Origin of the sequence: Streptomyces sp. NPDC002133 (genome assembly GCF_040296405.1) — a bacterium.
GTDB lineage: Bacteria > Actinomycetota > Actinomycetes > Streptomycetales > Streptomycetaceae > Streptomyces.
Genome location: NZ_JBEOXF010000057.1, coordinates 1 through 22,066, shown reverse-complemented (window position 1 = coordinate 22,066; position 22,066 = coordinate 1). Strand labels below are relative to the sequence as shown.

The following is a 22,066-nucleotide window of genomic DNA, read 5'->3' as shown; positions in this document are numbered from 1 at the left end:
GGGCCGCGGCCGCGTTATGAGGCGGCGATGACCTTGTCGTAGATCTGGGTGTCGTTCATGGCACCGGTCCACACGCGCAGGCTCTGCAGGCTACCGGGCAGGTAATGACCGGTCGTACCGGCAGCGGAGCCCCGGCCGGCCGCGATCGTGCCGCCGCCTTGCATGAGCGTGGTGAAGTCGGCGTCACTGTCCGGGGGCTGGGGTGCATCGCTGACGTAGAGCCTCGTGCTGCCGGAGCCGCCAGTTGCAGGTTCGGCGGCGTTGTACACGCCGGTGACCTGCACCCAGTCGTCCATTCCGGCAACGTCGCGGGACGTCACCTTGCTGCTGCCGATGATCTGGCCGGATGCATTGGTCGCGGTGCGCCCGAACTTCCAATACCAGCCGTCGGCGGCTTTCTCCACCCACAGGGCCCAGGAGGACTCTGCCCCTGTCGGCGTGGCCTGCCCGAAGATCTGGGCGCGGTAGCCCACAGGCTTGGCATCGAGCTTCGCCTTGTCCAGTTTCACCGCGGCGGAGACGGTGAACGATGCCGTCTCATCCAGAACCGGCCCGGTGGCCCACGCATGTTCAGTGGTGCCGTTCAGGACCAGGCCCGCGTCCCCGCCGACGAGCGAGCCTGAGGCCGACAGCGTCAGTGGTGCGACCGGATACGGCGAGAGGTTGGCCAGCGCCGAACCGGTAGAGCCGACCGCATCCCAGTGGGCGATCAACGGCACCGCCGGATTGCCGTCCAGCGGCTGCATCGCCTCGGACTCGTTCAGCAGCTCGCTCGGATCCAGCGGGCGATGCCAGACAGCAACCTCGTCAATGATGCCGCGGTAGTACTGGGCGAACGGATTGCCCTTCGTCTGCGTGCGGCCGAACTGCAGACCATTGGCCGAAGTCCACGGGGTGTAGGTGGCGGACTGGCTGCTGAGCACGAGCTCGCCCTGAGCCCGCCCGTTGATGATCAGCTCAATGGTGTCGTTCGCCGCGTCGGCGTCGCCCTTCGTGTCGAAGACGCCAGCCACATGTGTCCACACACCCACGGTCGCCGGCTGATCTGCGACCGTCACGAGGTCGACCGCATCCAAAGCGTCCTTCGAGCCTCGTTTGAAGACCCAGGTCTTCTTCGTCGGCGAATACATGAGAGTGAACGCCGAGTCCTTGGCGCCCGGCGCGGACAGGATCGCACGGTTGGCAGAAGTGTCGGTGAGATACACCCAGGCCGACACGGTGAAGGAGCCGTTGGTGTTGACCGCCGGCGTGGTCGTGGCGGCGTAGCCGACCTGCTTGGCCGGATCGGCGATAGCGGTGTTCAGCGCGAGCGAGGTGTCACCCTCGCCACGACGGCCCAGCGGGGACCATGTCACCGTGTTCGGCTGCGGCTGGTAGAGCGTGGCGTTATGCCGGGTGGTGCCTTCAACCCCGGTGTCCTTGGCCGTTGTGCCCGTGTTCTCGGTGAAGCTCCAGCGGCTGGTCTCCAGAGAACCCGGCTCGACCTTGAACACAAACTCTGCCGGTGTGCCAAAGCGGCCGCCAGTTGCGGTGGGTTCCTTGGCTTCGACGGACAGCACCTGCGTACCGGCCAACGTCGGCGTGATGTCCGGGACCGTGGCCGTGCTGCCGGTGACTTCCTTCGCTCCGGACTCCGCGGTGGTCAGCAGCCGCCATCGGTATCCGATGATGTTCGTGTCCGCAGAGTTCGGCTTGAACGTGAAACTGCCCGGCACGTTCGGGCCGCCGTTCGCCTCACAGGATTCCGTCGTGCACTCGGTGTATCGCTCACCGTTGACCTCATTGGAGGTGATGACCGGTGCCTTCGGCGCGGTGGTGTCCACCGTGAAGTAGCACCAGGCCGAGCGGCCGGAGGACAACTTCCCGTTCTGCCCGCCCCAGGTCCAGTACGACTCAGTCAGCACGTTGAACCGGTACGTCGCACCTTCGGCAACCCCGTCAATGGGGAACGGCACCAGGGTGTCGTCCGGGACCGATCCCGAATCAGGCACGTTGACGGTGAAGGCGTCGGCCCACGTGCCATCACTCTTCAGGTACTCGGTGTTGAACAGAGCTCGCAGCGACCCGCGGAACTCGTTGCCCTGGGGCTGCTGCTGGGTCTGCACCATGCCCTGGATCGTGGGATTCGTCCGCGTGACCGTGGTCGCGGAAGCCACGTCCTTCGCGCAGTACTGCTGCTTTGTAAAGCCGGGGATGACGCCGACGTTGTTCGGCAGGTACGGCTTGGGCACGTAGATGACCTGGATGTCGGCGTTGTCGTCGAACCGCTTCCACGCGTCCGGGTCGCCCTCGTCCTTCGCCTTCAGCATCAGGGTGAGCCGGGAGAACTTGCCGTCTGCGAAGTTCCTCACCGTGGCGGTGAGGTTCTCGTCCGTCTCGGCCGGGTTGTCGTGAAACTCGATCCACTTGTCCGGCTGCTCGGGAGTGCAGTTGTCGCCGCGGCCGGCTGAGACGTTCTGGTCGCCCATGTGGTCCAGCTCGGACGGGCCCGGCCAGCGGGTGGCCTCCGACATGTTCCCGGTCCGCACCAGCTCGATCTCATGCGGGCTGCACGAGAACGACCACGTCTCGTACGCCCGGAAGGTCGCGTCCAGCACATGCATGCCGGAGATCTTGGTCGGGGCGAACTCGAACAGCATCCGGTTGGTGTGGTCCGCGTCGCAGTACCACGGGCCGACCCGGTAGCAGCGGCCGACTCCGTAGTCGCCGTCGAAGTTCCACCAGCGATCACCATCGGAGGAGATCACCGACTTCTCCGAGGCTCCGGTGCCGATCGGGGGGTCGATGTAGACCGGAAAGACGGTGTCCTCGCCGCGCAGGAGCTCCTGATCGGGGACCACGCTCACCGAGCCGTCGGCTACCTGGACCGGAAGAACCGAAGTCGCGTCACCCGCGTCGGGCTGTGCGGGGTCCGAAGCGCCCTCGGCCGGCTCTTCTCCCTCGTCGGAGACGCTGGGCAGCATCTGGGTCTGTGTGCCGGCGTCGCCGGCGGAGTCCCACATCATGCCCGCCGGGCCGGAGAAGACCGTGTTTCCGTCGCCGTCCAGGGCGCGCAGGCCACCTCCCGCGCCAGGAACGATGTTCAGGCGGTCGCCGTTGGCCGACATGGTGATCTTGTTCAGTGCCGGGTTCGCGGCCGCCTCGGCGGACTTGACGACGAGGACCTCGCGAAAGCCATCCGAAGTGGCGGTGAGCTGCAGGTCGACCCCCTCGTACACCTCGGGGTAGGTGGCCGTCGGACCCTCGAGCGTCGGCTTCGGAAGGGTCTCCGGCCAGCCCAGCTCGATCGCGCCCTTCGGCGACGCAAGACGGATCAGGTCCTTGCCCGCGCCGCCACCGGAGAAGGAAAGGTCCACGACGGTGGACTTCGGTCCGACCGACCCGTCCGACCGGCGCTCCAGCGTCGTATCGATGCTCCGCCACGAACCGTCCTCGGCCCGGGCGCGCTGCGGACTCGTCGACTGCGTCAGCGTATATGTGCCATCCGGATTCGCCATCGTCTTCGAGTACTCGGTGCGCTCACTGACGACCTCAACAGGCTCACCCGACTCGGCGGCAAGTGCCGCCGCGCTCTGCGCCGACATCGGCGCTGCAGCTGATTGCTGTGCCGCGGCCTGACCGGCCAACGGCTGCAACACCGAGGCCATGACCGCCGCCGCGGTCAGCGCGACCGTTCTGCGGCGCGCACGACGCCACACCTCACCCCTCACAAACCCACTCCAAGCCTTACATGATCCCTACACAGACCGACTGAGTATCAGCTTCCGCTTTCGATCACGTCAAGGCTCCCTGAAGTTAGGAACTCGCAGATCAGAGCCCAGGTATCTCTGACGGCACCTCAGGAAATCGTCAACCGACGGGATTCCGCTTGCAGTTAATGAGAGCCTGCCCGGTCACACAGGACCGGCTGGCCTCACTCGAACTCAACACGCCTACCCACCTATCCGTAGAAGGCATACTGAAAGAAATGATGCAATTCGCCTGAATTAGGAGAATGTCGCGTGATGTCGTCGCGGGGAGCGCTGGTCACCGACCCATCCTTGGCGCGTGGAGACTGCAGCCCACGCTGCCGGCGCACCGACAGTCCGATCAGCACCGGGCGGCCCCCGACAGCGACATCGGCCAACGTGCGGCAATAGCGACTGTGCACCCGGGCAGAACCGCGACCGCACTCCGGACACGCCACCATCAACTCACGGGTACGGGAGGCCACATGCACAGTGCCGGCCTCCGCCCACACCCGTTCCACTCGCACCGTATCCAGGTGCGGAGACACAATCCGTACGAGGTCATCACACTCGCTGACAATGCCGTCACCTGTGACGGAGCGTCACCGGCGCACGGTGGCGCACCCCGGATTCACGGAAATTTGGCCAGGGCCACATTGGCGGGTACACCGACAAGGGCAGAGTGGCGGCGCTCGCGCTGCTCCCATTCTCCAAGTCGGCACCGCGGGACCTCCCAGGGCGCCTCGGGTACGCTCCAGCGGGGGACACGATGTGCAAGGCACTGTCAGGGTCACACCGTTGCTTCTTCGGCGAGCTGTACTGGAAGGCCTGCTTGGCACAGCGACGTGCTCTCCGTAGACGTGACCCGCAGCAGCGCGGCAGTGTTATGGCATGAGACGAGCGAACCCCGCCCAGGCCGCCGCCACCGTGGCCCTGTCCATTGCCCTGACCGGCTGTATCGCGACAGACAGCAGCACCGGCAAGGCCTCCCGCCCGCCGGTCACCACAAGCCCCGCGCCCATCCCCTGGAGCACCACCGCGGCGGGCAAGCCCATCGGACCGACGCCCGCTGTGACCCCGCTGGCGGGCCAGCCTGTGACCGTCATCCTCCTCACCCCTAGGGCCGTCACTCCGGGCAAGCGGTACGAGTTCACTGTCCGCCTAGCCAACGCCGGCGCCCGCTCCATCTCCCTGCACCCCTGCCCGCGTTACCGCGTCCAAATGGCGAAACTGGTAGAAATCGGATACCTCAACTGCGCCGGGGCGCCCGACGCCATTGCCCCAGGGAAGCACCTGGACTTCGCCATGCAGATCGGCACCCTCTCCTCCCCGTATGGACCGGCCGCCGACCTGACCTGGCACCTGGGTGGCGAAGGAACCGAAGGAGCCGGTGCCACCGTCCGCGTACCCATCGACGAGAGTTGATGAGTTTCCCCATCCGGGGAGCTCAGAGGGCCCCCAGGCCGATACCGCTCGCGCACGGAGGTTCGCTGGGAATCTCCGCACTACGACGCGGGACCTACCGCGTGAGTCGTGTTTCAGCAGGTCAGCGAATTCCGTCGGTTCCTCATGAGTACGAAGGAGCCGAGAGCCCCCGAGGCAACCGGGACACGGAGCAGCACCAGGCGCGGTACCGACGACGAGACCAGCAGGGGGCGGGCACGGCCCGGGGCCGGCCTTCGGCCGACCAGGGGCTGCCCCTTGACGGGAGCAGCAGGGACGGCCCGGCCGGGCCCCTGCCGGGGCCCGGGTCGCCAGGGTGGCGACCTGGGACTGTTGGCCCCAGGACCGGCAGGGGCCCGCGGCGTACGCGGAAGCACGACTCCCCGGACCGCGCGACGCGGGACCTTGTGCTCCCCACCCGCCGGCGCACCACAAGAAGCAGCCCCGAGCGACCCATGCAGCGACCGCGGGCCGGACGGTCACATCCCCCGGCGCCTGCACGACGATCAGGCGCCGAGCGCGCGGGCGCGGGCCGCACTCGGCGCAGATGCTCGGCGCTACGCGGGACGTGACAGGGTGTAGGAATTCAGCCGGTCGACCTCGATGAACCCGGCGGAGTCGTAGAGCGCGTTGGCGGCCCTCCGGTCGCGTTCGTCGCCGGGCGGCGCGTCGTCGTCGACGTAGAGGATCGCCGCCGCGGCGCCGAGCCCGGCGAGGACGTCGAGTGCAGAGCCGAGCATGGCCCGGCCAAGGCCGCGCCCCCGTGCGCTGGGCTCCACCCCGATCCACCACAGGACACCGGTGCCCTGAACGGGCAGACCGACAACGGCTTCCGCGACGAGGCGGTCGTCCTGCCGTGCCTCCAGTCGGCGGGCGTCCTTCTCACCCGGGTCCGGCTGTACCCGGACGTGGGCGAGGTGGGGCAGGCCGCGGACGGGCAGGTCGGCCCGCATGTACCGCCACAGCCGCTGACCGGTGAACCCGGCACGCTCGTAGACCATCCTGCGGATACGCTGCCACTCGTACTGCGTGGCATGAACGGTGCGCGCGGCACTTCCCCAACAGGTCGAGGGGATCAGGTCCACGTACAGTGCGCTACCGCCCAGCGACCTGTCTTCCCCGTCGATGGTGTGCGGGACGGGTGGCCTGTTGATCCGAGGCATCTTCCGAGTGTAGGTGCGACGCTGACCGGTGTGTACGGGTCCGGCCTACGGCCTTGACGTGCCCCGCCCGCCCCCGGATCTCAGACAGGGGCGGGCGCTTCCTGGTGTGGCTACACGACGTCCTGCTGCCGCTCATGCTGCTTACGGATGTCGCGGACGCTGGCGTTAAGGGTGCCGTCCTGCTGCTCGTAGTGGGAGAGGGCCAGCCCGAGGCCGAAGAACGTGGGCGCCCACTCGCCGACGAAGATGCCCCACCGGTCTGCGCGATCGAGCCCGACGCCTGGCTCGACTTTGAGGGAGGCGGCCCAGGTGAAGATGGAGAAGCCGATGGACATGAAGGCCGCGGTGTAGGCGTGCTCGCTGCGCAGGCCCTTTTCATGCAGCATCTTGATCATTGCGTTCTCCCTGGTGTGTGGGGTCAGGGCACTTCCACCAGGGTCACTCGTGTGGCGGAGGCTCGCATCTGGGGGTGTCAGGTCCCGGCTTGGGGATGCGCCGACCGTAGGCGCGCCGTTGTCCCGCTGGGGTTCGTCTGCGGGCGATGCGCACTCCGAGTCCGGCTCGCCGGAGCCGGACCCGGGGGAAGCGCTCCTGGAACCGAAGCGCCCATGCCGGCTGTCTCGACGTTTCGCGAGAAGCAAGGGCCCTGCGCATTGCAGCGCCCCGACGGATGATCGCCGGGGCGCTGTCGTGTCGGGTGGTTTCTATCGGCGGCGTACCCAGCGGATGCCGCGCTGTCCGTCGGGTTCCCACTGCCAGCCGAACCAGCCGAGGACGGTGATCTTCGCGTTGCGGAGGTGGCGGCCGCCATGCTCCCAGTACCAGGTGAACAGGCGCAGGCGTGTTGTGGTGCGGTCGGATCCGCGGCCGAGGGAGAGGGCGATGAGGGGCTCGGGGTGTTCTTTTGCCTGGTTCATGCGCATGCTCCTTGCTGATGGCGGCACCGGGGCTCTCGGCTCCGCCGGAGTCGGGCCCGTTCGGATCGTTCAGGGCCTCCACTGTGGCCTGCATCCTGGCCGGTAGTACCCCGGCTTGGAGGGTACCGATGTGGTGACCTGCTTGACTGCGTTCTTGACGGGCGAAAGGTGGTTCGACTGCTTGCCGACCTCCTCCCGCTTCCCGCCCGGTCCGCGCCTTTCCAGGATGACGGTCAGCGAGTGGTTCAGTACCACTTCCCGGCACGTGGCGTCGGCGTATCCCCAGATGAGGCCGCCGGTGACGTAGGCCTCGGAGAGCCGCTGCGTCCACCCGCCAGCCGGGATTCAATGACAGTGAGCCCCTGTCCACGTCGCGCGCCGTTGCCAGGACGGGGGCTCACCCACGCGCTGCGGCAGCCAACCGCGCAGGGGCAAGAAAATGCCCCGGCCAGCCGGGACGGTGGCTGGCCGGTCTTGGAGTCGGCCGGGAAGTCGACCAGGCCCATGAAACGGTGCGGCCTGCCGAGGGCCCAGAGAGTGTCGCCGGGGGCGTAGTCGGTGGGACTGACGAGCACCGTGTCGGCGGGCCGGTACTGGCACCATAGGCGCGCCCCTGGGGCGTTGCAGACCAGCGCCAGGGACTCGAACACCGCGAAGTGGCTGTCGTCGTCCATGCCCGGCGCGCTGTCGGTCTCGGCGCTGTCTCCGGTGAAGTGGACGGTGCCCCGGATGTCGATGCGGTCGTATCCGCAGAGCTCGGCAAGGGCGGCTGCGACGTCTGTAAGTAGCGCCCGGCGGTCTCGGCCGTGCCGGTCATGCTGTCTTGGTGGGCAGGGCCCCCGGCCCAGGACAGGGGCTGCCGGCCAACGGCCGCTCCCTGGACGGTAGGCGAACAGCGGACTCGAACACGGACCCACGTCACCGGGCCGGCCGAGCTCCACGGCTCAGGCTGGGCTGAGCGCGCAGGGTCGCCAGCCTCTCGTGATCACCGGGGCCGGCCAGGCTCTCGCCCAAGGCCAAGAGCGATAGAAGCTGCACGGGACGTCCCGCCGATGCTGCCGCCTCCAGCTTGTGATGGCCGTCGAGCAGGAAATGCGTCAGCCCCCAGTGCTCGTATTCGTCGGACGACTGGATACTCACCGCAGGCTGACACAGATCCAGAGTCGAAACCGCGGCTGCTGTCGGCACAGACCCTCGCCCCATCCGCTCGACATACTCCTCCACCCGCCCCCGTTCGTTCCAGGACGGAGGAACCATGGGTACGACGAACTCGTAGAAATGCGCGGTGTCGTCGACCACAGTCTCGAACGTGCGGTAGTACGGCGTGCGCGGGTGCTCCGGAAGTCCCCAAAACTGTTCGAGTCCCCAGGTGGCCACCTGTTCACCGCTGAAGTAGTCACCCTCCTGCCCCGGAATGACCAGCCGCGGCTCGACACGGAGCAGCAAAGGAAGGTAGTCGCCTTCCGGCAGCAAGGAGCCGAACGCATCCAGGATCCCGTCGTCCAGGTCGGAGACCCGGCCGGCGAGGCGTTCCTGCATGCCCTCCAACGACAACGTCTGGTTGGCACCCTCAAGCCGCTGGAACAGGAACTGACACGTCCCACACCACGGGGAGAGCTCGAACGCGGGCTTCCCATCGAGCACCAACAGCCTGCGCCGCGGCGCCGACCCCCGTTCCTGGAGCTCTGTCTCGAACCGCAGCCTCGCCTCAGGTCCGGGAACTCCGAAGCGGCGCGGCTCGCCGACGATGTTCATCACGCCCACGACGGTACGAGGCCCACCACCACACACCAAATGGGTTCTTCAGGGCGAGCCCGTCCAGCTCCCCTTCAAAGAATCCGCGCGGGGCGTTCAACACAGGAGCCATCCTGTCGCTCACTCAGTCCGCAGGGGCAGGTACAACCGGTTCCCCACCTGGGCGAACTCCTTCGACATCTTGGGCAGGACGGCGGCGATGAGCAGCTCGCTGCTGTCGACATCCAGGGGCCAGGCCGATGACGGTGAACGACTGGGTAGCTGCTGCGGTCAAACGATCAGCTCGAACGTCGCGTCCTCGATGGCCTCGGCGCTCAGGTCGCCCGCGAACGCCGCGACGACGTAGGCGCCGCCCTCTCCGCCCCAGAGAGTTTCGGCGCTCTCACCAGGGGAGCCTTCCGGAACACCGCCGGGCACGAGGCTGGACGACGTCGGGGGCGAAGCCGCGCGCGGCCGCCTTCTACTGGCGGATCTCTTACGGTTTCATTCACCACGTGCCCGACATCGAGGCCGACGGACGCGGCTCCGAGGCGGGCGAGCTGCTCCGTACTACCGTGGCGGCACCGACCGCGGCTGGCTGCACCTGTGGCGCGGTACCGATGACTGCACACAGTGCCGCGCCGGGTGCCACAGCCCCAAAGCACTGACTCGCCCGTCCTACGGCCGGCCGTGCCCCACTGCCGGGCGCCCGCCCCCGCACGTGAAAGGCCAGCACGTTGACGGACACCCTCGCATGGGACGTGTATGCGAAAGACAGCATCCAGCGGCGACAGACGAACGCCGCCGGTGAGGCCACCTGGTTCAACTGGACCCAGTACCCCGACCACGGTCCGGGGGCGGAGGTCCTCGGCATCGGCCCCGGCTCGATGACACTCGACCTCGGGTGCGGAAGCGGGGGCAACCTCGCGCACTTGGCCTCCCTCGGTGCCCGCGCCATCGGCGTCGACGTCTCTGCCGCCCAGCTCGCCCTCGCGAAGGACCGCTGGGGCTACATGCCCCGCCTGCAGCTGGAGCACGTGGAGGCGGTCGCCTACCTCGCTCAGACCGACCTCGAGTTCGACGCCGTGTTCTCCGTGTTCGGTGCGGCCTGGTTCACCGACCCCAACGAACTGTTGCCCCTTCTCCACAAGCGCCTCCGCCCAGGCGGCGTGTTCGCCTTCTCCCACCGGCCGGCCATCGACGGCTGCTACGGCTGCCAGGCCGCACACATCAACCGCTCCGAGGACCAGCACCCACTCGTCGTGAAACGCTGGGACTACGAAACCGAGCGCTGGGTGGAGATCCTCGCCGAGCACGGCTTCACCGCCACCGCCGCAGTACTGCCCGCCCCACCCGGGGATCGGACGGTCGGCACCCTCCTCGTCCGCACTGAACCATAGGGCCGCAGCTGCCCCGGTCAACCACCCCTGGCTGACCGGGCTTCTCCATGACCGGTGGCGCAGAGGATCGCCACGCAGGTAAGACCCCGCCCCGGAAAGCGCGCGTGGACGAACGCGGATCCGTTTCCATCGCGCACCCGGCCAGCGGGCAGTCGCAGCCTGGAGCCCCTGCCCGAACTCCTGCCGGATGCGCTCTCCGGGGCCCTCGATCCGGGGCCCGTCTTCGACGGTGCCGTCCCCCTGGCCGAGGTGCCGGACGGTTATCGGGCGAGGGACGACCGGTCGGCGCTGAAAGTGCGCATCACCGTCAGAGTGCGGGGGCCGGCGGCGCGGGTGTGGTTCCTCCCGTGCCGCGTGGCGCCCTTGTGATGTCAGGCGGCGCGCTGCACGTGGCGGACCAGCCACATCAGCAGGGCGTCCAGGTCGGCGGCGGCCGAGAGGACCCGGTCGACCGCCTCGGGGGTGTGCAGCCACTGCTCGCAGCCGAGGGGACGGGCGGCGATCAGCGAACGGTGGCGCAGCAGGTTCGTACGGGAGTGGTCCGTCGGATAGCCGCGCGGGGGGCGTTTCATCACGTCCCCGGAGATGTCGTAGCCCTTCTTCCGCACGTCCTCGACGATGGCGGACAGTTCGCGGCCGCTCCCCTCGGAGGCCACGGCTTTGCGGAACATGTCCACCTGGCCGGGATCGGGGTACCACCAGGCGCCCTGGATCCGCAGGCCGTCCAGGTCGAAACGGAGACCGATCTCGATCTTGCGGCCGAGCCGGATCACCGCGCCCTGGTGCTGCCACCACCAGGAGTCGGTGCGGTAGTGCCAGACGGAGAAGTCCTCGTACCGGGGGTCGGTGTCCGCGACCTCGTTCAGCAGGGCGATCATCGGCTGCCGGACCAGGCGTTCGCGGTCCGCGCGGTAGCGCTCGCGAGTCGCGTGGGTCGGTTCGCCCTGGAGCTGCCACAACACGTCCATGGCCTGCTCCGGCCAGCCGGTGAACTGTCCGCGCATGCGCGCAGGATAGCTCACCCACGATCCGCGCGCCGGGAGAGTGAAACGGGCAGGGAGGCGTAGCCCCAGACATGGTGGGAGGCGTTGCGGCGGGGCTCGTCGGCCAGTTCGATGTCCCGTGCGCGGTGGGCGAGTTCGTCGAGGAACACGGAGAGCAGGAGCCGGGCGAGCGGGGCGCCCAGACAGAAGTGCACCCCAGAGCCGAAGGTGAGATGGCGGGTGGGCCGGCGGTCGAATCGCAAGGCGTCGGGGGCTTCGAAGACGGAAGTGTCGCGGTTGACCGAGGCGATCCACACCACGACCGCGTCACCGGCCTTGATCTGGGCGCCGGACAGGCTGAGATCGCGGGTGGCGGTGCGCAGCACGTGCATCGCCGGGGACGTCAGACGCAGGATCTCCTCGACGACCGGTGCCGTGTCCAGGTGGCCGTCGCACAGTTCGGTCCAGGCCGTCGGGTGCCTCAGCAGGGCCAGGAGCCCTGAGGTCATGGCGTTGCGGCTGGTCTCGGTGGCGGCGACGATCACGTTGTCGCAGGCCAGGATGATCTCCTCGTCCGAGATGTCCTGCCCCAGGGAACGGGCGTGCAGCAGCGCGGAGACCACGTTGGCGTCGGGCGCGCCAGGCGGTTCGAACAGTGCCTCGGCGTAGTAGCGCAGGATCTCCAGGTGGGCCTCCTGGACCTCGTCGCTGTCCACGTCGGCGCGAGTGACACGGGCCATGGCGGCTTCCAGCGGGCCGACGGCCTCGTCGCGGACACCAAGGAGTTCCGCGGTGACGACGAGGGAAATGCGGGCGGGGGCCCGGGTCAGGGCGCGGTGAGGCGCGCCGGGGCGGTGCTGGTGCTGGTGGTGGGCTCGGCATGGGTGGTGGCCCCGACGGGATGGGGGCGGCCATGTGTGTGACATGCCGCTGTTTGGTAGCGAGGAGCGTCCGCGGGAAATGGCCGGGGGTGATAAGTAGCTGAATGTTCCCGGCTAAAGGCGGCTAAAGGAACCGGCTCCCGTCTGGATCGCGGTGAGCAGATGCCAGTTGCGGTCGTTGGGAAAGTGGGCCGGCGAACATACGGGTGTGAACCGCTTGGGAGGTTTCATGGGCAGCGCCGTCAGCGAAGTGCCGGAACGCAGTAGCCGTGGCCATGAGGGCGCGGGAGGGTGGTGGGCCCAGCTACGCGCGTGGGTGGCCGTCTGTGCGGTTCCCGTCAGCTTGGTCATGCCCGTCGCCATGGCCACGCCGGCCATCGCGGCCCCCGGCACTTTCGCCTACGTCGCCGACTTCGGCGGGGATGGGGTGTCGGTGATCGATACCGGCACGAACACAGTCATCGCCACCATCCCGCTCGGCGCCGGCAGCGGTCCCAACGGCGTGGCGGTGTCCCCGAACGGCACCCGCGTCTACGTCACCGAGGTCGGCGGGGATGAGGTGTCGGTGATCGACACCGGCACCAACACGGTCATCGCCACCATCCCCCTCGGCGTCGGCAGCGATCCCAACGGCGTGGCGGTGTCCCCGAACGGCACCCGCGTCTACGTCACCGAGAACATCGGGGAGGTGTCGGTGATCGACACCGGCACCAACACAGTCATCGCCACCATCAACCTCGGCGGTGCTCCCAACGGCGTGGCGGTGTCCCCGAACGGCACCCGCGTCTACGTCACCGAGCGCGCCGGGGACGAGGTGTCGGTGATCGACACCGGCACCAACACAGTCATCGCCACCATCAACCTCGGCGCCGGCATTATTCCCAACGAGGTGGCGGTGTCCCCGAACGGCACCCGCGTCTACGTCACCGAGGTCGGCGGGGATGAGGTGTCGGTGATCGACACCGGCACCAACACAGTCATCGCCACCATCCCCCTCGGCGCCTTCAGCGATCCCTGGGGCGTGGCGGTGTCGCCGAACGGCACCCGCGTCTACGTCGCCGAGAACGGCGATCACCAGGTCGCGGTGATCGACACCGGCACCAACACAGTCATCGCCACCATCCCCCTCGGCGCCCCCACCAGTTTTCCCCAGGGCGTGGCGGTGTCCTCGAACGGCACCCTCCTCTACGTCGCCGAGAACATCGGGGAGGTGTCGGTGATCGATACCGCCACCAACGGCGTTGTCGCAACCGTCCCCAGCGACAGTCCCGTTGAGGTGGCGCTGGGGTCAGTGCCGGCTACGACTGCGGCGACATGCCCCGCGGGCAGTGTGCTCACTGGCGGAGGGGCTGAGTTGACGGGTCCCGCGCCCAGTGAACTCACGAACAAGCCGGTTGGTGACTCCTGGCAGGTGAGTGCCCAGAACAAGGCACTCCAAGCCATCACGCTCACCCCCTACGCGGTCTGCGCGCCGGCCTAAGACCGTAAGGGCGGGATGGCAGGGGCCGTCACCTGCCATCCCCCGCCCTGCAACAGCAGGCTCAAGTCATGCCCGGCTGGCCCGCGGCCCCTTGTGGTTCCGGGCGCAACCTGATGGCGCAGACGGTTCCTGGAGGAACGGCGGCTGCCGTCGCAGCGCTCGCTGGCGACTGGTTGATTCTCGGAAAATCGGGAGAAAAGTATGACCTCTGACCGCACTTCATGGATCACGCTGGGGCCGATGCCTCGACGAAGGGCTTGGACGACCAGCGGCGCATTCGCGTCGCTCGCACTCGCACTCGTCGCATTCACGAGTCCGACAGCAAACGCCAACGCCCCCCGCGAGAACGCGGGTTCCGACCTGGGCGCGGAGATCCAACCCACCGACGATGACGAGTGCCGAGAGCACCATCCGAGAGACAGGCGGTGCAAGGAAGGCCCCACCGGCCCTCCTGGACCTCCCGGACCTCCCGGACCTCCCGGACCAGCCGATACCTTCATTGTCCGGGGAGCGACAGTGACGATCCCCGGCTCGCCATAGAGCTTCATATGACTTGGCGTCCGTCTGGCGTGCTGGGCCCGGGCGGGCGCCATCCCCCTGATGCGGTGGCAGGGTCTTGGGTGGTCGCGGGCGGTGCTTCTCGATGTTTAAGTGGCCTCTGATCCAGGCGGCGAGCTGGGCCCCGGTGGCCTGGCCGGGTGCCAGGCTGGTGATCAGGTAGACGCGCTCGATGGAGAGTTTGTCGGTGCCGAGGCCGCGTCGCCAGCGAACGATCTGGAGGGCCTGAGTCGCGTCGGGGTAGTCCAGGTGCGCGAACGCAGCGGCCGTGTCGGGGTCGAGGGCGTCGAACGCCTCAGCCCCGCCAATGAAGTCGACCTCGCTGGTGGCCAGCAGCTCGATTTGGTCGGCGACCGGGCCGGGCAGGACAGCGGCAACGAGCAGTTCACTGCTGTCGACATTCAGGGTCAGGCCGATGACGGTGAACGACTGGGCGGCTGCGCTCATGCGATCCGCTCGAACGTCACGCTCTCGATGGCCTGGGCGCTCAGGTCGCCCGCGAACGCCGCGACGACGTAGGCGCCGCCCTCTCCGCCCCAGAGGGTTTCCGGGGTCTCACCCTTGTCGCCCTTGGCGCGGTGCGGGAAGTGTTCCAGGACGGCTTCGGCTGCATTCTGTTTGGCCTCGTCGAGGCTTGCTTCGTCGGCGACGACGGCGAAAGCCGAGGCGAGGTCCCAGCAGTCGTACCAGTCGCCGATGATCCTGTATTTCATGGCTTTCCCTTACTCGGTACTCCGGAAGGGCCAGGCCCCGGAATCCGCCACCGGAACCCGGCATGACCTGATGTCAGCGGCACTGCGCGCCCGGCATGGGGGCGTTGACGCGCAGCAGGTAGAGGTCGACCAGCGTCAGGACCTGGTCCTCGGTGAGCCCGCGGACGGCATCAGCCCCGGGGTCCGTGGCGCCGGTGAAGACGACATCGCCGAAGCGCAGGCCAGGGTGCGGCCGGTAGGCCCGCAGCACCTCGGAAGCGGGATCGTTGCTCGGGCGGCGCAGCCAGATGGCGTCCTGGTCCGTCCACATGGCCAGCTCGGGGGCGAGGCTGACGTCCTGGGCGGTGCCGCAGCTCAGCGCGTGCTGCGGGGTGGTGACCATGTCCCAGTCGAGCAGGCGGAAGGTGCCGGTGGGCGATACCCACAGCGCGAAGATCTCTATGGCCGTGGCGGTCGCGGGCATAGCCGTCCCCTTTGTTCGGAGTGCGGGCTTCAGTGCTGGCCGACTGCCACCGCCGACCAATAAGACAACTATACCATCTATGAACCACAAAGGGGGTGGCGGAGATCTTCCTAACGGCATTTCCCGAGATCAGCGGCCACTCGAGGACGGCCGGCCCGGGCGCCACGCGCCCGGCCGACGCATCCGCGAGCAGCCGCCAGAGGGCCCGGGCGGCCGGCCGGGGAGACAAGTACGCCCCGGCACGGCGCGGGGCCGTACCGAGGCGAGGGAGACGGTGATCAGGCGGGGAGGGCGACGTGCGGGGCGGCGCCGCCTGACGGGTCGAGACACCCGGGATCCAAGTCGACGGTGACCGTCTCGGCGTCGCCATGGACGGTGAAGACGGTGACCCAGGACGCGGCGTTGCGGGGCGGAACCGATCGGTTCCGCCCCGCGCCTTCGTCCGCCCTCTCAGCAGGCGTTGAAGGTGGTCTGGTTGTGCCTTGAGCGGCCGGGATCCGGAATCCGGCGCGGGCCCCAGGTCCGTCGTGCCGGGGCGACGGACCTGGGGCCCGGTGTGCGCTGCGTGCCGTGTCCGGCACGAGTGGATGCCTGTACTCACGTGCCGCTCAGCGGCTCGGGGCGTCCGGACTGGCGGCACGGGCGTGCGAGTGCCTCAGGACAGGTGGCTGGCAAACCAGTTCAGGGCTGCGGTGCTGGACTCGTCGAAGCGGTCGACGTACGGGGTGAAATGCGTGCCCGGCAGCATCAGCAGGGACTTCGGCTCCAGTGCCCGCTCGTAGGCGCCGAGAGCGAGGTCGGCGGGCGTCATGGTGTCGTTGTCGGTGACGATCATCAGCAGCGGGGTCGGCGAGACGAGGTCGGCGTAGCTGCCGGGTTCGTAGATCCGCGTCCTCCGGCTGGAGCGCAGTGTGATCTCGTTGCTCCACTCCACCCCGGCCGGGCGCTTGTCGATGTAGGCACGGGCGATGTCGGGGGCGTGGTACAGCGCGTCGGCACCGGGGTCGGTGTCGACCATCTTGATCATCCGCGGCGGCTCACCGCGCAGCTGGCCGCGTTCGTCCTCGTCGTAGCGCTCCTGCCAGGCCGCTTGCGCCTCCGGCAGAACGCGGCGCCGGAAATCCTCACGGCCGCTGATGAAGGGAACCTGGGAGACGACGGCCTTCAGACGGCGGTCGGTGGCGCCCAGGACCAGGGCGTGACCTCCGGCGAAGCTGGTCCCCCACAGCCCGATGCGGCTCGCGTCGACCTCTTCACGGGACTCCAGGTAGGAGATGACGCGGCGCCAGTCCGCGATCTGCTGCCAGGGGTCGATGTCGTGCCGGTGGGTGCCGGTGCTGCCGCCGAAGTTGCGGTGGTCGTGCAGCACGGCGACGAATCCGGCCTCCGCGAACGCGGTCGCGTAGCTGTCGAGAGACTCCTTCAGCCCGGCCATGCCGTTGGCCAGCGTGATCGCGGGAGCCGGGGCTGCAAGATTCTCCGGCGTGTAGAGGACGGCGGCCAGCGTGGCCCCCTCCACCGGGATCTCTATTTGTGAACGGGCAACCATGACAAAACATCACTTTCCTGTGCGGCCGGCGGCAGACCACAACGACATCCGCGCTCGCGGGATCCGAGGGTGCGGGCGGACGCCCTCGGCGGCTCCGGCCCATCTGATGTCCAGAACACTAGACCCTGACTTGTAAAAATAAAGTTAGACAGCGGATCCGACGCTTCCCTGCATGTGACGCCGGTCTCGTAGGCGAGCGTGACGTCGACGCCGGTGACCTGGGTAAGGTGGACGCCCAGCTGGTACACCTGCCTGCTGCGGTTGCTCACTGTCCGGTCTCCTCGGCGGTGTGGGGGGAGGACTGAGGCTGCGAGCTCGCGCTGCTTCTCGGCGCGGGCGCGGTGCTCGTCGACGATCGCCGGCTCGGCGATGGCGTGTTGGTCGTAAACCTCGGCCTAAACAGTGTGAGTGTCGGCCCAGTGCTGGCGCGCGGCGGCTTGGCCGTCGGTGCCGGTGGCCTCGAATGCGGTGTTGAACGCCGCGGTGTTCTCCTTCTTCAGCTCGTCCAACCGGGCGTACAGCAGCCGGGCAGCGACCCGGTGGGCGGCGGCGGTCTGGGCCTCGGCGACACCGCGCGTGGGGTCGGTCGACGTGAGCCCGGCTGTGATGGCGTGTTCCTCGTCCGGGTGCAGCTCGGCGTACCACTCGTCGATACAGCGGGCGAGGTGGGCGGAGCCGAACTCGGCGGGGTGGCGGCGTTGGTTGACCACCGTCCAGGCTCCGACCGCGGTGCCCCACTTCTCGTGGGCGGACTGGTTGGTCATCCCCGCGGCGTTGCCGATGTCGGACCAGCTGGCGCCACGTTCCTTCTCGACGATGACGGCCTTCTCCACCAGGACGTCGGCCAGGTAACGCAGGTGCAGGGCCGCGCTCAGGAAGCCGCCGTACTCACGGTCGAGCGCGTAGCTCCAGCGGGATGTCACGCAAAGCGCCGGCGGCAAGGCGCCTGAGGGCGTCGGCGTGGGCGACGTACGCCTCATCGAGCGAAGGCAGCGTCGCCGGTCTCGGCCTGATCTCCCGCTCCGCGGGCTGCGGCATCGCTTGCGTGGCGGAAGCCGGGATGAGCCGTCATGGAGGACGCGGCGAGCGCTGAACTTCGGGTCAGTGATCCACTGAAGCAACAGCCCGTAACGGATCTGCAGGGCGCGTGATCTCGTGGAACGAGGCGCAGGACGCAGCCCAAGGAACACGACGACGAGGAAGCCCAGACCGTACGCACCATGCTGCGCTGGCCCAGGACGGCGGGTGTCCGTCTGGTTGTCAAAGGCCGACCTGCCGCTGCCTGGGATCGACGTCGACGACCGGGCGATCGCGGTGTAGAGCTCGGAGCAGTTCATGAACGCCTGGGTCGTGGGCGGTTCACGGTGGGAAGCAAGGGGCCTTCTGGTTTCGGTGCAGATGTCTTAATCCATACTGAAACCAGAAGGCCCTCACCTCGTCAAAGTAACATCGACGACGTGTCGCCTGTCGCCAACGCACGGATCGACGAACTTCGTTTATCTGTGTGTGACTTCAGTGAGCGTTGCGAACTAAAGTACGCGGTCGGAGTTGTCGCGCCACTCCCAGGACGCTGTTGGCTGCTGATCGCCTGCATAGAATTCGTAGCCGTTGTATTCGTTACCAATCCTCAGCTGTTGACCCGGATAGAGGGCCCAGCTTCTGAGCGACGAGGTTTTCCAGGCCATGTAGCTAGGGAGATACTTTACCTGGCCCCCGATCCACCACTCGAAGCAGTCGCCATTATAGTATTCGTCAGTGAATACCTGCGCGTATCCAGCCTGTCCGTAGTGATAGCAGTTTCCCTGCGCGCTAGCACTAGGGGCGGTCGCGACGAGACCCGCGGTGGCCACCATGGTCGCCGCGACAGTTATGCCGACTGCCTTGAGTCGACTCTTCATCATCATTGGAATTACCGTTTCCTGTGAGCGGAATGGGAATTTCGTGCGCTATTGCGCGCCCCCTGCGACCAGGCGCCTGTGCCGACGATGCCGCAAAGTCGGGGGTTGGTCCGGTCATTCGACTACGTGACACTTTGCGTCGGCGCCCCCACTCTGAGCCTAACCAGTACTCTACGCAGATTCATCTGCATACCTTCTATATCGCCGCCAGGCTCTGCCAATTTACTCTTTCGGCCCGCAAAGTTCACACTCAGATCGAGATAAGTGGTCTCACGACATGGCTATCCCTCAGCTAATTCCAGACCTGACGAATCACCCCTTGCCGACTGTCGAGTCCAGCCTCCCCTTCGATCAATACGATCTCAACCTGATTCGCCCCCACCCGAAGAACGACACTCCGGAAGGATCCACGCAGACCGTGATGGTTTATCGCATACACTTCACGGTTCAAGATCTGGCGAGCCGGCCGACGACTCCGATGGCCGTGACCCGACACGTGTGGCCGCGGCGCCGATGCCGTGCATGAGCTGGAACTCGCAGCGCGGGCTGTACAGAGCCGCAGCCGGCGGGGCGGCACATCGCCGACAAGCCACCGTTACCGGGGCAGCAAAGAAACGAGCCAGCCCCGCCGGTACCTGTCACTAAGTCACCATCCGTAGGCCCGTGTCTCAGAGACTGTCATTGACGAGAAGAAAGCCGACGCCGCCTTCAGGATCTCGTTGGCCCAGCGCAGTTCGGCGTTCTCGGCCTTGAGCCGCTTGATCTCCGCGGTCTCCTCCGAGGTGGTTCCGGGACGCTGACCGGCGTCCACCTCGGCTCTGCGGACCCAGGTCCGCACCCTCTCCGCCGCGCCGATGCCCAGCTTCGCCGCGACCGCCTTCATCGCGGCCCACTCGGTCGGATAGTTCGGACGGATCTCTGTGACCATGCGCACCGCACGCTCACGAAGCTCGGGAGGGTAGGGGGACGGACGTGCCATGACTCGATCCTCTCAGGGAATCGAGCCTCCATCAGACCCGGAGCGGTTCAGCCTTCCTCTGCGGTGTTGAGGAGTGCCAAGCCCAGGGAGGTGAGGCTGTGAAGCACGGAGTTTCGGTGGCGGATGGAGAGGAGCAGTCCGGCTTCGCGAAGAATGGTTGCGTGTTCGCTGGCGCTCGAGGGTGCGATACCTACATGAGCGGCCAATTCCTTGGTGGAACAGGCTTGGTGCTCCGCGATGGTGGCGAGCACCATTGTGCGCGTTCGGCCCAGAAGTGTCGACACCCCGGAAAAGCGCGCGTAACCAGTTACGGAGTCAAGGGAAGTGAGCTCACTGGGGCGTGGATGGGCAGGATAGCTCACGGAAACGGGCTGGCCATCGGTGACCACGGCGTGTGTGCAGAACATTGACGGAATTAGCAAGAAACCTTCCCCTTCCAGGTAAAGGTCACGATCGGCTCCGTACATCCTCCGAACTTCCAAAATTGGCGGGTGCCAGCGCATCCACTGGGGGTTGGCCTGGCTCAGCAACTGCTCGACACCGCCGGTGAGTAGTTGCTGCAGGCGCAGAGTTCGATCGACCGCTAGCAGTTTCCTGAACTGGACCCAGTGCGGAGCGAGCAGGCGTTCATGAAGATGGCTGAGCCCTGTGCAGAGCTCACCAAACAGAGACGCATCGTCTGCTAGACGGCCAGCCCACTCGGGGAGGGAAGGATAATAACTTGCTACTTCCAGTAGATCGGTCCTCACGCGTTGGCGAGGCGTGCTACGCACGTGTTCCAAGAGTTCCTCAGCAGTGCCCACTTTGATAGGACTGAGGAAGTTTGGGGAATACCCCATGGCAGGCATGAGGACCAGGACCATGCTGGCTTGGGTAGACAATTGGGCGCGAGTACGGCGCCGCCAGGCGTCGAGCCAGGCGGGCTGGCTGCGGCTCTGCAGAGCTCGCGCTGCCAGCTCCAGCTCATGCAGCAGGATCGGCGCCTCGGCCACACGAGTCCGGGCCAGATCCTGAACCGTGAAGTGTATTCGGTAGACCATGACAAGATGCAGACCTTCCGTGGCGGGGCTGTCCGTATCTGCCCCTTCGACGGGGTGAGAGTGTTGCGGCCAACTCGCCGAACAACTGCCGACAGGGACTAACGGGGTATACGGCTTGGGTCAGAGCAGTTGGTGCTGCCTGGAAGTGCGGTCTCGTAGGTGATGGGGCTGCGTTGCACGAGGCGGGAGTGGCGGCGTCTGGTTTGTAGCGGTCGGGCACGTTCACCGCTCCGGCCAGCCATCCGGGCGCGGCGGTCGCCAGGGCCTCCAGCGCGTCCCGCACGCTCTGGCCGGCCAACTCCAGCTGGTTCAAGTCCCGCACCGCGCACTGATCACATGAGCGGAATCAGTGCCACGCTTGTGTCCAGCGGCCGAGTCGTCCCAGGCCGCCAGGTGCACTCATGCCGTGAGGCTATCTGACAGCGCAATTTAAAGCCAACTCTCATCGTCTTGGCGGCGGCGCCGCCGATGATGATGAGCCCTGATCGTCGGCTCTTTTGCTCGCCCGCGTGGGCAGTAGTGTCACCAACGAAGGAGTAGTCGTGGTGGATGGTGCTGCGTTGCATCGTGGTGCCGTTCTCGACCACCCACGGGACGCCGGACCACTGGCAGAGTTCGCGCATCTGCGGGATGAGGTCAACGTAGTGGCGGCCGCGGTTGGTGCCCATTGTGAGGGCGTGTGGGCCCGGCAGGGCGGGGAGACGTGGACCAGGTGGAAGTCCTGGCACATCCCGCGCATGGCATCCAGGGCGTCGCCCTCGATGAAGCGGAAGGGGTAGCGCGGACGGGGGTGATGTCGACGCCGACGACGTCGAAGCCTGCGCGCCAGTACCCCATGCCGGCGCCGCCCGAGCAGCAGAACAGGTCGAAGACACGGGGGCGACGGCGCAATGCCGCGCCGGGGAAAGCGGACATGGTTCTCCCGGAAGGTGTGCGTCTCGGTGGCGTGGGCCGGCTGCCACGACCGGCCTGCGTTGCCGGGGCTGGGTAACGGCGGACGCCGCCTACGGGCAGGACAACCGCTTCCGCCGGATGCTGGAAACATCCGGCGTCGGCTACGTCCTGGCCGTCCCCAAGTCCCAGTTCTCCCTGGCCGGCCCGCGCATCGACATGGTCTTCGAGCAGGCACCCGACCAG

At 67.3% G+C, this 22,066-nt stretch carries 19 protein-coding genes and 2 pseudogenes; 5 read left to right on the top strand and 16 right to left on the bottom strand.

All coding sequences use genetic code 11. The annotated features are described in order from the left end of the window. Positions 1-14: 14 nt before the first annotated feature. On the bottom strand, positions 15-3,710 hold the full coding sequence (locus ABT078_RS34215; protein WP_351234771.1) for a laminin G domain-containing protein: 3,696 nt from the start codon (positions 3,708-3,710) through the stop codon (positions 15-17). Positions 3,711-3,940: 230 nt separating this feature from the next. Further along, the gene (locus ABT078_RS42955; protein ID WP_502981447.1) at positions 3,941-4,189 is read right to left on the bottom strand and encodes a transposase family protein; all 249 of its coding nucleotides are present in this window, start codon (positions 4,187-4,189) and stop codon (positions 3,941-3,943) included. Between the two features lie 430 nt (positions 4,190-4,619). On the opposite strand from ABT078_RS42955, the gene ABT078_RS34205 reads away from it, so the two are divergent. Next, positions 4,620-5,153: a hypothetical protein gene (locus tag ABT078_RS34205; protein WP_351234769.1), complete on the top strand. Its 534-nt coding sequence runs from the start codon at positions 4,620-4,622 to the stop codon at positions 5,151-5,153. Between the two features lie 575 nt (positions 5,154-5,728). Here ABT078_RS34205 and ABT078_RS34200 read toward each other — a convergent pair. The 5 genes from ABT078_RS34200 to ABT078_RS34180 all read right to left on the bottom strand — a co-directional run bounded on the left by ABT078_RS34200 (position 5,729) and on the right by ABT078_RS34180 (position 9,423). Beyond that, the gene (locus ABT078_RS34200) at positions 5,729-6,334 is read right to left on the bottom strand and encodes a GNAT family N-acetyltransferase (RefSeq protein WP_351234767.1); all 606 of its coding nucleotides are present in this window, start codon (positions 6,332-6,334) and stop codon (positions 5,729-5,731) included. A 110-nt stretch (positions 6,335-6,444) separates the two neighbouring features. Beyond that, entirely contained in the window at positions 6,445-6,729 is a 285-nt protein-coding gene (locus ABT078_RS34195; RefSeq protein WP_351234765.1) for a hypothetical protein, read from the bottom strand. A gap of 309 nt (positions 6,730-7,038) precedes the next feature. After that, on the bottom strand, positions 7,039-7,251 hold the full coding sequence (locus ABT078_RS34190) for a hypothetical protein (protein ID WP_351234763.1): 213 nt from the start codon (positions 7,249-7,251) through the stop codon (positions 7,039-7,041). A 918-nt stretch (positions 7,252-8,169) separates the two neighbouring features. Further along, positions 8,170-9,006, bottom strand: coding sequence for a hypothetical protein (locus ABT078_RS34185; RefSeq protein WP_351234810.1), 837 nt, complete (start codon positions 9,004-9,006; stop codon positions 8,170-8,172). Between the two features lie 270 nt (positions 9,007-9,276). Next, on the bottom strand, positions 9,277-9,423 hold the full coding sequence (locus ABT078_RS34180; RefSeq protein WP_351234761.1) for a hypothetical protein: 147 nt from the start codon (positions 9,421-9,423) through the stop codon (positions 9,277-9,279). Positions 9,424-9,722: 299 nt separating this feature from the next. Here ABT078_RS34180 and ABT078_RS34175 point away from each other — a divergent pair, with 299 nt between their 5' ends. Next, positions 9,723-10,385 carry a class I SAM-dependent methyltransferase gene (locus ABT078_RS34175; RefSeq protein ID WP_351234759.1) on the top strand — a complete coding sequence of 221 codons (663 nt, stop codon included), beginning with the start codon at positions 9,723-9,725 and terminating at the stop codon, positions 10,383-10,385. Positions 10,386-10,756: 371 nt separating this feature from the next. Here the strand turns inward: ABT078_RS34175 and ABT078_RS34165 are convergent, their stop codons facing one another. Beyond that, the gene (locus ABT078_RS34165; protein WP_351234757.1) at positions 10,757-11,389 is read right to left on the bottom strand and encodes a DUF2461 family protein; all 633 of its coding nucleotides are present in this window, start codon (positions 11,387-11,389) and stop codon (positions 10,757-10,759) included. 14 nt (positions 11,390-11,403) lie between these two features. After that, positions 11,404-12,108 (bottom strand): cytochrome P450, encoded by a 705-nt coding sequence (locus tag ABT078_RS34160; protein ID WP_351234755.1) that lies wholly within the window; start codon positions 12,106-12,108, stop codon positions 11,404-11,406. A gap of 370 nt (positions 12,109-12,478) precedes the next feature. Between ABT078_RS34160 and ABT078_RS34155 the strand changes: the two genes are divergently transcribed. Continuing rightward, a complete protein-coding gene (locus ABT078_RS34155; protein WP_351234753.1) occupies positions 12,479-13,729 on the top strand; it encodes a beta-propeller fold lactonase family protein in 1,251 nt (416 codons plus the stop codon). A 651-nt stretch (positions 13,730-14,380) separates the two neighbouring features. Then, positions 14,381-14,806: a hypothetical protein gene (locus ABT078_RS34150; protein WP_351234751.1), complete on the top strand. Its 426-nt coding sequence runs from the start codon at positions 14,381-14,383 to the stop codon at positions 14,804-14,806. On the opposite strand, the gene ABT078_RS34145 is transcribed toward ABT078_RS34150, so the two are convergent. The 7 genes and pseudogenes from ABT078_RS34145 to ABT078_RS34115 all read right to left on the bottom strand — a co-directional run bounded on the left by ABT078_RS34145 (position 14,731) and on the right by ABT078_RS34115 (position 21,597). Continuing rightward, entirely contained in the window at positions 14,731-15,000 is a 270-nt protein-coding gene (locus ABT078_RS34145; RefSeq protein ID WP_351234749.1) for a hypothetical protein, read from the bottom strand. The two genes, ABT078_RS34150 and ABT078_RS34145, sit on opposite strands and share 76 nt — an antisense overlap. Positions 15,001-15,073: 73 nt before the next feature. Then, positions 15,074-15,463, bottom strand: coding sequence for a DUF3846 domain-containing protein (locus tag ABT078_RS34140; RefSeq protein ID WP_351234747.1), 390 nt, complete (start codon positions 15,461-15,463; stop codon positions 15,074-15,076). A 655-nt stretch (positions 15,464-16,118) separates the two neighbouring features. Beyond that, on the bottom strand, positions 16,119-17,012 hold the full coding sequence (locus tag ABT078_RS34135; RefSeq protein ID WP_351234745.1) for an alpha/beta hydrolase: 894 nt from the start codon (positions 17,010-17,012) through the stop codon (positions 16,119-16,121). Between the two features lie 395 nt (positions 17,013-17,407). Continuing rightward, a complete protein-coding gene (locus ABT078_RS34130; protein WP_351234743.1) occupies positions 17,408-17,935 on the bottom strand; it encodes a hypothetical protein in 528 nt (175 codons plus the stop codon). A gap of 1,666 nt (positions 17,936-19,601) precedes the next feature. Then, positions 19,602-19,889, bottom strand: a pseudogene (locus ABT078_RS34125) (transposase); the annotation flags it as partial. 47 nt (positions 19,890-19,936) lie between these two features. Then, positions 19,937-20,929 carry an ArsR/SmtB family transcription factor gene (locus ABT078_RS34120; RefSeq protein ID WP_351234741.1) on the bottom strand — a complete coding sequence of 331 codons (993 nt, stop codon included), beginning with the start codon at positions 20,927-20,929 and terminating at the stop codon, positions 19,937-19,939. A 332-nt stretch (positions 20,930-21,261) separates the two neighbouring features. Beyond that, positions 21,262-21,597, bottom strand: a complete 336-nt coding sequence (locus ABT078_RS34115; protein WP_351234739.1) for a hypothetical protein — start codon at positions 21,595-21,597, stop codon at positions 21,262-21,264. Positions 21,598-21,844: 247 nt separating this feature from the next. Between ABT078_RS34115 and ABT078_RS34110 the strand changes: the two are divergent. Continuing rightward, positions 21,845-22,066 (top strand): annotated as a pseudogene (locus ABT078_RS34110) (hypothetical protein); the annotation flags it as partial.

What these genes read in the sequence shown, in the direction of transcription:
- ABT078_RS34120 (WP_351234741.1), bottom strand. Translation starts at nt 20,929, where the DNA reads ATGGTCTACCGAATACACTTCACGGTTCAGGATCTGGCCCGGACTCGT.
- ABT078_RS42955 (WP_502981447.1), bottom strand. Translation starts at nt 4,189, where the DNA reads ATGGTGGCGTGTCCGGAGTGCGGTCGCGGTTCTGCCCGGGTGCACAGT.
- ABT078_RS34165 (WP_351234757.1), bottom strand. Translation starts at nt 11,389, where the DNA reads ATGCGCGGACAGTTCACCGGCTGGCCGGAGCAGGCCATGGACGTGTTG.
- ABT078_RS34200 (WP_351234767.1), bottom strand. Translation starts at nt 6,334, where the DNA reads ATGCCTCGGATCAACAGGCCACCCGTCCCGCACACCATCGACGGGGAA.
- ABT078_RS34145 (WP_351234749.1), bottom strand. Translation starts at nt 15,000, where the DNA reads ATGAAATACAGGATCATCGGCGACTGGTACGACTGCTGGGACCTCGCC.
- ABT078_RS34190 (WP_351234763.1), bottom strand. Translation starts at nt 7,251, where the DNA reads ATGAACCAGGCAAAAGAACACCCCGAGCCCCTCATCGCCCTCTCCCTC.
- ABT078_RS34185 (WP_351234810.1), bottom strand. Translation starts at nt 9,006, where the DNA reads ATGAACATCGTCGGCGAGCCGCGCCGCTTCGGAGTTCCCGGACCTGAG.
- ABT078_RS34115 (WP_351234739.1), bottom strand. Translation starts at nt 21,597, where the DNA reads ATGGGCACCAACCGCGGCCGCCACTACGTTGACCTCATCCCGCAGATG.
- ABT078_RS34140 (WP_351234747.1), bottom strand. Translation starts at nt 15,463, where the DNA reads ATGCCCGCGACCGCCACGGCCATAGAGATCTTCGCGCTGTGGGTATCG.
- ABT078_RS34160 (WP_351234755.1), bottom strand. Translation starts at nt 12,108, where the DNA reads ATGGCCCGTGTCACTCGCGCCGACGTGGACAGCGACGAGGTCCAGGAG.
- ABT078_RS34205 (WP_351234769.1), top strand. Translation starts at nt 4,620, where the DNA reads ATGAGACGAGCGAACCCCGCCCAGGCCGCCGCCACCGTGGCCCTGTCC.
- ABT078_RS34135 (WP_351234745.1), bottom strand. Translation starts at nt 17,012, where the DNA reads ATGGTTGCCCGTTCACAAATAGAGATCCCGGTGGAGGGGGCCACGCTG.
- ABT078_RS34195 (WP_351234765.1), bottom strand. Translation starts at nt 6,729, where the DNA reads ATGATCAAGATGCTGCATGAAAAGGGCCTGCGCAGCGAGCACGCCTAC.
- ABT078_RS34155 (WP_351234753.1), top strand. Translation starts at nt 12,479, where the DNA reads ATGGGCAGCGCCGTCAGCGAAGTGCCGGAACGCAGTAGCCGTGGCCAT.